The organism is Brevundimonas bacteroides DSM 4726 (assembly GCF_000701445.1).
GTDB lineage: Bacteria > Pseudomonadota > Alphaproteobacteria > Caulobacterales > Caulobacteraceae > Brevundimonas > Brevundimonas bacteroides.
Genome location: NZ_JNIX01000009.1, coordinates 218,998 through 231,307 on the forward strand (window position 1 = coordinate 218,998; position 12,310 = coordinate 231,307).

General features: G+C 67.4%; 9 protein-coding genes. 8 read left to right on the forward strand and 1 reads right to left on the reverse strand.

Annotated features, from left to right (window positions below; translation table 11 throughout):
- Positions 1-64 precede the first annotated feature (64 nt).
- On the forward strand, positions 65-2,359 hold the full coding sequence (locus Q333_RS0108425) for a fused MFS/spermidine synthase (RefSeq protein WP_029416307.1): 2,295 nt from the start codon (positions 65-67) through the stop codon (positions 2,357-2,359).
- Positions 2,360-2,362: 3 nt separating this feature from the next.
- Here Q333_RS0108425 and Q333_RS0108430 read toward each other — a convergent pair whose 3' ends face one another.
- Complete coding sequence (locus Q333_RS0108430; RefSeq protein WP_029416308.1) at positions 2,363-3,496, reverse strand: bifunctional 2-C-methyl-D-erythritol 4-phosphate cytidylyltransferase/2-C-methyl-D-erythritol 2,4-cyclodiphosphate synthase; 1,134 nt, start codon at positions 3,494-3,496, stop codon at positions 2,363-2,365.
- A 66-nt stretch (positions 3,497-3,562) separates the two neighbouring features.
- Between Q333_RS0108430 and dusB the strand changes: the two genes are divergently transcribed.
- The 7 genes from dusB to Q333_RS17600 all read left to right on the forward strand — a co-directional run bounded on the left by dusB (position 3,563) and on the right by Q333_RS17600 (position 12,264).
- Positions 3,563-4,624 carry a tRNA dihydrouridine synthase DusB gene (gene dusB / locus Q333_RS0108435; RefSeq protein ID WP_029416309.1) on the forward strand — a complete coding sequence of 354 codons (1,062 nt, stop codon included), beginning with the start codon at positions 3,563-3,565 and terminating at the stop codon, positions 4,622-4,624.
- Entirely contained in the window at positions 4,624-6,873 is a 2,250-nt protein-coding gene (locus Q333_RS0108440; RefSeq protein WP_029416310.1) for a sensor histidine kinase NtrY-like, read from the forward strand. Before dusB ends, Q333_RS0108440 begins: the two co-directional genes overlap by 1 nt.
- A 9-nt stretch (positions 6,874-6,882) precedes the next feature.
- Positions 6,883-8,289: a nitrogen assimilation response regulator NtrX gene (gene ntrX, locus Q333_RS0108445; RefSeq protein WP_029416311.1), complete on the forward strand. Its 1,407-nt coding sequence runs from the start codon at positions 6,883-6,885 to the stop codon at positions 8,287-8,289.
- Positions 8,289-9,152, forward strand: coding sequence for a D-amino-acid transaminase (locus Q333_RS0108450; RefSeq protein ID WP_029416312.1), 864 nt, complete (start codon positions 8,289-8,291; stop codon positions 9,150-9,152). The genes ntrX and Q333_RS0108450 overlap by 1 nt, the downstream gene beginning before the upstream one ends.
- Positions 9,153-9,547: 395 nt before the next feature.
- Positions 9,548-9,793, forward strand: coding sequence for an RNA chaperone Hfq (gene hfq, locus Q333_RS0108455; protein WP_029416313.1), 246 nt, complete (start codon positions 9,548-9,550; stop codon positions 9,791-9,793).
- A gap of 49 nt (positions 9,794-9,842) precedes the next feature.
- Positions 9,843-11,135: a GTPase HflX gene (gene hflX / locus Q333_RS0108460; RefSeq protein ID WP_029416314.1), complete on the forward strand. Its 1,293-nt coding sequence runs from the start codon at positions 9,843-9,845 to the stop codon at positions 11,133-11,135.
- 145 nt (positions 11,136-11,280) lie between these two features.
- On the forward strand, positions 11,281-12,264 hold the full coding sequence (locus Q333_RS17600) for a hypothetical protein (protein ID WP_157072404.1): 984 nt from the start codon (positions 11,281-11,283) through the stop codon (positions 12,262-12,264).
- Positions 12,265-12,310 lie beyond the last annotated feature (46 nt).

Genomic DNA, 12,310 nt, shown 5'->3' on the forward strand with positions numbered 1-12,310 from the left:
GGGAATGGCGATACATGGGCCGGGCGCTCGGGTCTGTCGACCGGTCGGCGCGACCGGAGCAGGCATGAGTGACGTAAGCGTGGGTGCGGACGACGTTCGTCAGCTTTACAGCGGCGGCGCGGACCGTTTGACGCCGGGCCTGTTCGCCCTGGCCATATTCACCTCCGCAGCCCTGGTCTTCACCGTCCAGCCGATGGCGACCAAGCTGGTCCTGCCGGTGCTCGGCGGTTCGCCGTCGGTGTGGAACACGGCGATGGTCTTCTTCCAGGCCGCGCTGCTCGCGGGCTACGCCTACGCCCACGGGCTCCAGCGCATCAGTTCGATGAAGGTCCAGATGGCGGTGCATCTAGCGCTCCTTCTGCTGGCAGCCCTGTTTCTGCCCCTACGGATCAGCGGCCTGCTGGGCGATCCCGACCCCTCCGCGCCGATCGCGTGGCTGCTGACGACGCTGGCCATCTCAATTGGCGCACCCTTTGCTGTGCTGTCGGCGACCGCACCCCTGCTTCAAGCCTGGTACGCCCGCGTCCGCTCCGGTCATGCCGACGGACAGAACCCATACGTGCTCTACGCCGCCTCCAACCTCGGCAGCTTCCTCGCCTTAGTCGCCTATCCGGCCCTGATCGAGCCGCTGATGACCCTGTCGGGCCAGCGGGCGACCTGGAGCGGAGGCTACGCGGTATTTGTGCTGATGGTTGTCGCGCTCGCCGCCGTCGCCTGGCGCAAGGGGCAGGGGACCATCGACGCCGCGCCGCTCGAACGAACGGCACCGATCCAGTGGAAGGAAAAGTTCGCCTGGGTGCTGCTCGCCGCCGCGCCCGCCAGCTTGATGCTGGGCGTGACCACGCACCTGTCGACCGACGTGGCCTCAGCCCCCTTCCTCTGGGTCGCCCCGCTCGGGCTTTACCTCCTGACCTTCGTCATCGCCTTCCAGAACAAGCCTCTGATCCCGCTGCCGATCACCCTGGTCATCTCGGCTGCGCTTGGCCTGACCTGCCTCGTCTTCACCGCCTTCCGCACCGGCGACTGGCTGATGCTGTTCGGTCTGCACCTGACGACCTTCTTCTTCCTGGCCCTCATGTGCCACCAGCGCCTGGCCGAGCGTCGCCCCCGGCCGGATCGTCTGACCGAGTTCTATCTCCTGCTGTCGGTCGGCGGTGTCGTGGGCGGGGCGTTCACGGCCCTGCTCGCGCCCGTGATCTTCGACGGCGTCTGGGAATACCCGCTGATGCTGGTTCTGGTCGGGCTGGCCCGTCCGCTGAGCCGCGCGCCGATCCGCAACACCGAGGTCTATCTGTTCGTGCTGGCGGCCGTCGTCTGCATCGCGCCGCCCGTGCTTTCGGCCATGTTCCGCGTCGACTGGGACTTCGCCTGGTGGTTCAGCAACACCATCACCAGCGACATGCCGCGGCTAACGCAGATGGTGCTGACCGTCGCCCTGATCGCGGGTCTGTTGCTGCGCGACCGTACCCCGGCTTACGTCGCCATCGCCGCCATGATCGCACTGTCAACCGCCTATATCGCCCGCGGCTACGAGGCCAAGGTTCAGGACCGCAGCTTCTTTGGCGTGATGCGCATCGGCACGACCCAGGACCCGCGTCTGGGCGGCGAGGTTCACGTCCTGATGCACGGGACCACGCTGCATGGTGCACAACCGCGCAATCCCGACTTCGCTTGCATGCCCAGCCTCTACTATTCGCCCTACACCCCGATCGGTCAGGTGACGCAGGCCGTGCAGCAGCGCGCGCCTGGGATCAACATGGGCGTCGTCGGCCTGGGGACCGGCGCCATGGCAGGCTACAAGCGGCCAGAGGATCGCCTGACCTTCTTCGAGATCGATCCCTTGGTCGATCGACTGGCGCGCGACCCGGACAACTTTACCTTCATTTCCAACTGTGCGGCCGGACCGGTTCGTACGGTTCTCGGTGACGCGCGACTGACGCTTGGCCACGAGGCAGCGGGTTCATACGACCTATTGCTGATCGACGCCTTTTCATCGGACGCCGTGCCGACCCACCTGCTGACGGTCGAGGCCATCCAAGGCTATCTGAACCTGCTGAAGCCCGACGGCGTGGTGATCCTGCACCTGTCGAACCGCAACCTCGACATCACCCTGCCAACGGCAGCGGCGGCGCAGCGTCTTCGCGTTCCGAACCTGCACCAGATCTATCAGGAGAGCGACGCCAGCCCGGATATGGCCGACGCCTCGACCGAAGCCCTGATCCTGTCGCCCACCGAGGAAGGCCTGACCGAGTTCCGCCAGACCGGCCGCTGGCAGGTCATCGCTGACACCGAAGTCCAGCCCTGGACCGACGACTACGTCAACCTTGTCGGCGCCCTCTGGCGGCACGCGCGGCGGTAGGGCTCACGCGGGCAGTTCGATCGTCGCCACGGCCTGGGCCGCCAGACCCTCGCCCCGGCCGGTGAACCCCAGCATCTCGGTCGTCGTCGCCTTCACGCTGACGGCGTCCAGATGCAATGCCAGGATTGCCGCCAGTCGCTCGCGCATGGCCAGACGATGCGGCTTCACCTTGGGGCGCTCGCAGATCAGGGTGACGTCGACGTTCACAAGCCGCCCGCCGCGCGCCTGAAGCCGCTCTACGGCATGGATCAGGAACTGGTCCGAGGCCGCGCCCTTCCACTTCGGGTCCGTTGGCGGGAAATGGTCGCCGATGTCGCCGTCGCCCATGGCTCCCAGAAGCGCATCGGTCAGGGCGTGCAGCCCGGCATCCGCGTCTGAATGGCCGATCAGGGTCTGGTCGTGCGGGATTTCCACGCCGCACAGCCACACCGCCTCGCCCGGCCCCCAGCGATGGACGTCGAAGCCGGTGCCGACGCGGATCTGACGGGGCAGCAGGGCCTCGGCCATGGCGAAATCCTCGGGGTAGGTGAGCTTCATCAGGCGCGGATCGCCCTCGACCAGTCGCACGACGCCGCCGTCGCGCTCGACGACCGCAGCCTCGTCGGTCGGCGTCTTGCCCGCGGGCCAGGCCGCGTAGGCGGCGCGAAGCCGCCCCAGCGGAAACGCCTGCGGCGTCTGGGCGCGCCACAGTCCGGCACGGTCAACAGTCGTCTCGATCCGCTCGCCGCCGCGCTTGAGCGTATCGGAAACGGGCAGGGCGGCGATGGCTCCGTCCGCGCCCGGCAGCGCCTCCAGCAGGCGACAGATCACCGCCTCGCCCAGCAGGGGGCGCGCCGCGTCATGCACCAGAACCGGCGTGGTCTCGGCTGCGTCCACCGCCGCAAGGCCGGCTCGCACAGAATCCGCCCGCTCGGCCCCGCCGGCGACGGCGATCCAGCCGCTCAACCCCGCCAGCGCCTCTGCGGCGCGTCCCAGGCTGTCGCGAGCGACCACCACGACGACCGGCGCGGCCCCGGCGTTCAGCAGCGCCTCCACCGACCAGCGCACCACGGGCTTGCCGCCCAGCGGCCGCCACTGCTTGTCGCCCCCGGCGCGCGAGCCCGAGCCCGCCGCCACCACCACGCCCGCGAATATCATGCGCCGCCTTCTAGGGGCCATCTTGCCGGTTGACGAGAGGCGAGGCTTGGCGACACGACGGCGGCGATGACGCACACCCTTCAGATCGGAGACGTGACCATCCCTGGCCGGGTGTTGATGGCGCCCATGACCGGCGTCACAGACCTGCCGTTTCGGCGGCTCGCCAGCCGTCTGGGCGCGGCCTATGTGGCGACGGAGATGGTGGCTTCGGCCGAGTTCGCGCGCGGGCGTCCCGATGTCGTGCGCCGGGCCGCTGTGGGCGAAGGCCTGCCCCTGACCGTCATCCAGCTGGTCGGCCGTGACCCCGCCGTGATGGCAGAAGGGGCTCGCATGGCCGAGGCGGCCGGCGCCGATATCATCGACCTCAACTTCGGTTGCCCCGCCAAGGAAGTCACCGGCGCCGCCTCCGGCTCGGCTCTGATGCGTACGCCCGATCTCGCCGGCCGCATCATGGATGCCGTGGTTCAGGGCACGTCCCGCCCAGTCACCGTCAAGATGCGTCTCGGCTGGGACGACGCCAGCAAGAACGCCGCCGAGGTCGCCGCGAACGCCGAGGCCCTCGGCGTCAAGGCCGTCACCGTCCACGGCCGCACGCGCCAGCAGTTCTACACGGGCCGCGCCGACTGGGACGCCGTCGGGGACGTCAAGACGGCCGTCTCCATCCCCGTGATCGTCAACGGCGACATTGTCACGGCCGAGGAGGCGAGGGAGGCCCTCGACCGCTCCGGCGCCGACGCCCTGATGCTGGGACGCGGCGTCTATGGCCGTCCCTGGCTGGCCGCCCATCTGGAGCGGGCGCTCCGCGACGGGACCCGGCTTCAAGAGCCTGATCGCGAGGAACGCTGCTCCATCGTGATCGAGCACATGCAGGCCTCGCTCGACTTCTACGGACCCGGTCTGGGCCTGAAGATGTTCCGCAAGCACCTTGGCTGGTACGTCGAGCAGGCCCCCTGGCCCGCCGATCCGCTGGACCGCCGCGCGGCCAAATCCCGCCTGTGCCGCCTGGACCATCCGGGCCAGGTCGCCGATGAACTGGCTGCGCTTTGGGATGTGTCCCCGGTGTCACTGACGCTTCCCGGCAACTCCGCTGTTGAAAAAACACCACAGGTCGCCGAAGCTGTGGAGTGATGTCGGACACAGCGACCGCTGCTGAGGCCACAGAGGCCCGACCCACCTTGTGGGATCGGCTTGCCGCGGGTCGCGCCCGTGCCGCCTTCGTCGCGGCCTATGTCATCGCCGTCCTGATCACCGCCGCCGCCATCTGGATCGTCGCCGTCGCGCCCGAGGCCGGGGGCGGCGACGCCCAGGCCGCCGCAAGCCGGGCCGTGCTGGCGATCCTGTCAGCCAACCTCGTCCTGATCGCCGGCCTGGCGACCGTGGTCGGCCTCCAGGTCATGCAGCTGTCCCGCCGACGGCGCGAGGATCCGGGCGCCCGTCTGCACCTCCGCTTCGTGACCATCTTTTCTCTGGTCGCCCTGGTCCCGGCCGTGGCGATCGCCCTGGTGTTCGGCGTCCTGGTCAACCGCGGCGTCGACCGCTGGTTCAGCGACAACGTCAGCTCCGCCGTCGAGAACGGGGCCCGGATCGGCGAGGCCTATGTTGCGGACGTGGGCGACGGCCTGAATGCCGACCTCGAGACCATGTCGATCGAGCTCGGCGGCATCCGCGACGCCTTCGACAATCGCATCCAGTTCTCTCAGGCCCTGAGCCAGATCGCGGGCTACTTCGGCTATCCGGCCGTCTACATCCTGAACGGCGACGGCGAGGTGCTGGCCCAGGGCGTCATGGAGGGCGCGCCCGCCTATGTCGCCCCGCCGCGCGAGGCGCTCGAAACCGCCGCCGAGGGCGAGGAAGCGCCCGTTGCCGTAACCGAACGCCCAGACACGGTCCGCGCCCTCTATCCCCTGCCAGAATACGGTGACGCCTACCTCTACGTCGTCCGCCCGCTCGCGCCCGGCATCATCGCCCGCATGCGCAACGGCGTGGAGTCGATACAGGCCTATCAGCTGGCCGAGGAAAGCCGCGCCCGCATCCAGGCCGCCTTCGCGCTAAGCTATCTGGAAACCGCGTTGCTGGTGCTCGTCGGCGCCGTATGGCTGGGCATGTCGGCGGCCAGCGCCATCTCGGCCCCCATCGGCCGTCTGGTGAAGGCGGCGGATCAGGTGGCCGGCGGCGACCTGTCGGCCCGTGTCGATCCGGAGGGCGCGCCCGGCGAGATCAAGACCCTGTCCGACGCCTTCAACCGCATGACCGGCGACCTCGAAACCCAACAGGCCGCACTGAAGACCGCCAGCGAGGAGGCGCAGGACCGCAGCCGCTTCATCGAGACCGTACTGTCCGGCGTCAGCGCCGGCGTGATCGGTCTGGACAAGCGCGGCCGCATCTCCGCCATCAACGACAGCGCGCTGCAGCTCCTGTCGATCTCCGAGCTAGACGTGCATGGTAAGTCGCTGGCCGCCATCGCGCCGGAACTCAGCGAACTCGTCGGCCGGGTCGAGGCTCACATCGAGGAAGACATCGACGTCGCTCGCGAAGGGGAGACCCGGCGTCTGCGCGTCCGCATAGAGGGCGGCGTTGGCGGCGAAATGGTCCTGACCTTCGACGACATCACCCGCCTAGTCACGGCCCAGAGGAACGCCGCCTGGCGCGACGTCGCCCGCCGCATCGCCCACGAGATCAAGAACCCCCTGACGCCCATCCAGCTCTCGGCCGAGCGTCTGCGCCGCAAGTACCGGACCAAGGTCGACGACGTGGAGGTCTTCGACCGCTGCACAGAGACCATCATCCGCCAGGTCGGCGACATCGGCCGCATGGTCGACGAGTTCTCCTCCTTCGCCCGCATGCCCGCGCCTCGGTTCACGAACGAGAACCCCGCCGAACTGCTGCGTGAGGCTGTCTTCGCCCAGCGTGTCGCGGCCCCGAACTTGCCAGTGGAACTGGTCGAACCGCTTCCCAAAGCCAAAATGAGATGCGACGGACGCATGGTCGGCCAGGCCCTGACCAACATCCTGAAAAACGCGGGCGAAGCCGTCGCGGCGCGACGCTTGGCCGATCCCGACGACGCCTCGACTGCCATCCTCGCCCGGCTGGAGGTCGATGACGCGACCGCCACCTTCATCATCGAGGACGACGGCAAGGGCCTGCCGGTGCGGGATCGCGATCGCCTGACCGAGCCCTATGTCACCACGCGCGAGAAGGGCACGGGCCTTGGCCTGGCCATCGTCAAGCGCATTTGCGAGGACCACGGGGGCGAGTTGAAACTCGCAGACGCCGAGACTCTCAACGGCGCCCGCGTGTGCCTGATCTTCCCCCTTTCACCCCCTGTCCGAACCAGTCAGGCCGAGCCCAAGGGCAGCGGTCTGGCGGCCGCTGAATAGAGAGGCGACATGCGTTCCAACGGTGCCGACATCCTGGTCGTCGACGACGAGGCCGACATCCGCGATCTGGTCTCCGGCCTGCTCGAGGACGAGGGCCACTCCGTCCGCGTCGCCTCCAGCTCCGAGGAGGCGCTCGCCGCCATCCGCGCGAGGAAGCCCAGCCTGCTGGTGCTCGATATCTGGATGCAGGGCGGCGGTATGGACGGGCTGGAGCTGCTCGACGTGGTCAAGACGCTCGACGCCGACCTGCCGGTTGTCATGATCTCGGGCCACGGCAACATCGAGACGGCCGTGAGCGCGCTCAAGCGCGGGGCCTACGATTTCATCGAAAAGCCCTTCAAGTCCGATCGGCTGGTGGTCGTCATCGAGCGCGCCCTGGAGGCCGCTTCGCTGAAGCGCGAGAACCGCCGCCTGCGCGCTCAGGCCATGACGCCGACCGGCCTGATTGGTCGCTCGGCCGCCGCCCAGGCGCTGCGCTCGACCATTTCCAAGGTCGCGCCCGCGAACAGCCGCGTCCTCATCTCGGGCCCTCCAGGCTGCGGCAAGGAGCTGGTGGCCCGCCAGATCCACGAGGCCAGCCCCCGGGCGCGGGCCGAGTTCGTCGCCATCTCCGCCGCCGGCATGACGCCCGAGCGTCTGGATCTGGAACTGTTCGGTGAGGAGGGCCACGACGGCCGGCCTCGCAAGATCGGCGTCTTCGAACGCGCCCACGGCGGCACCCTCTATCTCGACGACGTGGGCGACATGCCCCGCGAGAGCCAGAGCCGCATCCTGCGCGTCCTGGTCGAACAGCGCTTCCGCCGCGTGGGCGGCGAGCAGGACGTCCAGGTCGACGTCCGCGTCGTCACCTCGACGTCCCGTGACCTCAAAACCGAGATCGCCGAGGGCCGCTTCCGCGAGGACCTGTTCCACCGCCTGAACGTCGTCCCCATCCGCGTGCCGCCCCTGTCGGAACGGCGCGAGGACATCGCCGAACTGGTCGACTATTTCATCGAGACGCTCAGCGCGTCCCAAGGCCTGCCCAAACGCCGCCTGGGCGAGGACGCCATCGCCGTGCTCCAGGTCCATCCCTGGCCCGGCAATGTGCGCCAGCTCAGGAACAACGTCGAACGCCTGCTGATCCTCGCAACCGGCGACCTCGACCAGCCGATCTCCGCCGATATGCTGCCTCAGGAGGTCGCGGCGACAGGCGGCGCGTCCATGGGTACCGAACGCACCATCGCGCTCCCGCTCCGCGAAGCCCGCGAGGTGTTCGAGCGCGAGTATCTGGCCGCCCAGATCATGCGGTTCGGCGGAAACATCTCGCGCACGGCGGCCTTCATCGGCATGGAGCGGTCGGCGCTGCACAGGAAGCTGAAGTCGCTGGGCGTCTCGCCCGCGCGCGGCGGCGACGACGAGGACGGGAGCATCGACTGATGTCGCGCGTGGCCTATGTGAACGGCGTCTACCGTCCTCACCGCGAGGCGACGGTGCATGTCGAGGATCGCGGCTTCCAGTTCGCCGACGGAGTCTATGAGGTCTGGTCGGTGTTCGACGGCAGGATGGCCGATTTCGACGGCCACATGACGCGGCTTCACCGCAGCCTGAACGAGCTGCGCATCGACATTCCCATGACCCGCGACGCCCTGACCCGGGTGCTGAAGGAGACGATCCGGCGGAACCGCGTCCGCAACGGCATTGTCTATCTCCAGGTCACGCGCGGCACGGCGCGCCGCGACCATCCGTTTCCCGCGCCGGGCACGCCACCGAGCGTCGTGGTCACCTCCAAGTCCATCCCGTTTAATCGCTCCCAGGCCCAGGCCGCCAAGGGCGTGGCGGTCGTCACCCATCCCGACATCCGCTGGGGCCGTTGCGACATCAAGACGGTCGGCCTGCTCCCCAATGTGCTGGCCAAGCAGGCCGCCCGCGACAAGGGCGCCTATGAGGCCTGGATGGTCGACGAGATGGGCCTGGTCACCGAGGGCTCCTCGACCAACGCCTGGATCGTGGACAAGGACGGCAAGCTCCGCACGCGGGATACGCAGGCCAACATCCTGCGCGGCATCACCCGCGCGGCCATCATGGACCTTGTCCGGACCGAGGGGATCGAGCTGGACGAACGACCCTTCAGCGTCGATGAGGCCAAACAGGCGAAGGAAGCCTTTTTCACCGCCGCCGGCGCCTTCGTCATGCCGGCCATCTCTATCGACGGGGTCAAGATCGGCGACGGCAAACCCGGCCCCATCGCGACCAAGCTGCGTGAACGCTACCTTGAAGCCGCGCGGCGAGACGCGGTGTAGGCTCGCTCGAGGCGGGCCGATCAGGTTTCATCACAGCGAGCACGGCGTTTGCACGGCGAACACGACGAGACCGAACGGTGGCCGAGAGCGCCGAATGCCGAACTCCGGCAGAGGTGGGGAATGAAGGGCGGCTTCGCCGTCAGTCCTTAATAGGGCGCGATCACGACCGACCGGATCGATGACGGAGACCTCAACTCGGTCCTGCCGTGTCCTCCGTGAATTCGCTGTGCTCGCCGTGATGAACCTCCGCTCGTTCCATGCCCAATGGCTGCCATCAAGCTCATACCCGGTTGCCGCCCCCGCGTTCCCTCGTCTACGCTAGACCCGTCGGCCCGACCGACCTCGCGCGCCTCCCCGCCCGCGACGAACCAAGAAGAACAGGGAACCAACCCGCCATGTCGCAAGACAAGCGTCAGAACCTTCAGGACACCTTCCTCAACTCGGTCCGCAAGACCAAGACGCCGCTGACCATCTTCCTGGTCAACGGGGTCAAGCTGCAGGGCATCGTGACCTGGTTCGACAACTTCTGCGTGCTGCTCCGTCGCGACGGTCAGGCCCAGCTGGTCTACAAGCACGCCATCTCCACCATCATGCCCTCGGCCCCCGTCCAGCTGTACGAGCCCGAGAGCGACGAAGATTGAGGCTGAGCGCCGCGTCCGGGGGGACGTTCGCTCCGGCCGGAAGGACCCCTTGAGCAAACTCATCGACCACGCCGTCCCCCTCATCCGGGCGGTCGTCATCCATCCCGATTTCGGCGAGCGGTCCTCCCGCTCGGCCGCCGACCGTCTGGAGGAGGCCGCTGGCCTCGCCCGCGCGCTGGACCTCGACGTCCGCGCCGAGGAGGTCGTGCGTCTTCGCAAGACCACCCCCGCCACCCTGTTCGGCTCGGGCAAGGTCGAGGAGCTCGCCGCCCTCATCCGCGCCGCCGAGGCCGAGGCCGCCGTCATCGACGACCAGCTGACGCCGGTCCAGCAGCGCAATCTGGAAAAGGCCTGGGACTGCAAGGTCATCGACCGCACCGGCCTGATCCTGGAGATCTTCGGCCGCCGCGCCCGCACCAAGGAGGGCCGCCTTCAGGTCGAGCTGGCCCGCCTCGACTACGAACGCTCGCGCTTGGTCCGCACCTGGACCCACCTGGAGCGCCAGCGCGGCGGCACCGGCTCCACTGGCGGCCCCGGCGAGACCCAGATCGAGCTCGACCGCCGCCTGATCGCCGACCGCATCGTCAAGCTGAAGTCCGAGCTGGAGGAGGTCCGCCGCACGCGCGGCCTGCACCGCAAGCAACGCCAGAAGGCCCCGTTCCCGACCGTCGCCCTGGTCGGCTACACCAACGCCGGCAAGTCGACCCTGTTCAACCGGCTGACGGGGTCCGAGGTCATGGCCAGGGACCTGCTGTTCGCCACGCTGGACACCACTCAGCGCACGATCCGCCTGCCGGCTGGCCGCCCCGCCATCATCGCCGACACCGTGGGCTTCATCTCCGACCTGCCGCACGAACTGGTCGAGAGCTTCCGCGCCACGTTGGAGGAGGTGGGCGAGGCCGACCTGATCCTGCACGTCCGCGACATCGCCTCGCCCGACACTGTCGCCCAGTCCCAGGACGTCGAGGCGGTGCTGAAGCAGATCGAACAGCCCGAAGGCAAGGACCGCCGCATCCTGGAGGTCTGGAACAAGATCGACCTGCTGGACCCCGAGGCCCGCGAGGCCATCGAAGGCCAGGCCGCCCGCGCCAACACCGACGCGGTCGCCGTCTCCGCCTGGACCGGCGACGGCATCGAGCCCCTGCGCCACGCCATCGCCGCCCGCATCGACGACGACCCCGAAACCGAGGTCACGCTCGACCCCTCACAGGGCGAAGCCCTCGCCTGGCTCTACGAACACGGCCGCGTCATCGGCCGCGACACGGACGGGGAGGGGCGGATGCGGTTGACGGTGCGGCTGGATCCGCAGGCGATGGGGCGGTTCGAGCAGAGGTTTGGGTAGAAGTCCTCGTTGCCGTATGCCTCGCCGAGGGGTGCCTTGGGCGCTGGTTGATGGTGGCTGACCGCGACCTCAGGAGGCTCATCAAGTCAAGCTTGGGTCGGTAGAAGCGGTGCCGCAGGCTGGCTCGCTTCGACGCGGAGGATGGATGGTTTCGACGGTTGTGGTGATAGGAGCTGGTGCCAGCAAAGAGTTTGGCAGAGACATGCCAACGGGTGCCGAACTTGCGACCAGCATTCAAGATTTGCTGGATCGAGAGCTAAGGAGAGGGTCGTCGGCAACACCTATACGTGAGGCTCTTGCTCGCGATGGCGGACTGCGCGACGAGCACCTAGCTGCTATGCGCCGAATTCGCGACGGGCTTGGTGGAAAGGACTCCATCGACGATTTCATAGCCGAATGGCAGCATCTTCCTACTTTGTCCGAAGTAGCGAAGTTATGCATCTCCCATTGTATACTGCAATCTGAAAGCGGAACGGAACTGATCGGCGAAGAGCAAGGGGGCCGCCTGACCGGGATGGCCAATGTTAGGGGGACTTGGCTCGGTCAGATCGCTCGTTATGCTAATCCAAGTGTCGCAAGACGCGATGTTTCCGGAAGCCTGAGCAACGTAGGCTTTGTCACCTTCAACTACGACCGTTGCATCGAGCGGTTTCTGACTGGCTGGTTTCAGATGCAAGGGCTAGAGGAGTCAGACCTCGTCAACCTACGCCGCCAAGTGCCCGTCTATCACATCTATGGCTCATTGGGCCATACTTCTGAGTGGGGTGGAACCGTAGCTTTTGGAGCCTCAGACGTCTGGTCAACACTACGTGCGGCTAAGAATATCAAGACCTATACCGAAGCGTTGACGCCGACCGAGAGGAAACAGATATACGAAATGGTCTCCGGCGCTGAGAACGTGCTTCTTTTGGGAGTGGGCTATCATCCGCAGAACTTGGCTGTCCTTTTCGGGAACAGCGGGTTCAACGGATTGCAAAAAGTATGGGCGACGACCCTGAACCTCCGTCGCCGTCAACTAGAGCGCGCGCAAGGCTACTTCGGTGCTGCGCCTGCTGAGAACGTTCGATTCTTGAGCAGCACCGCTTCCGATCTCCTGAATGAGTATCGCGACGACATCTTTGATCCCTAGTAGCTGACCGGTCAGAACAGCTAGAGATGCTAAAACCAGGCGGACC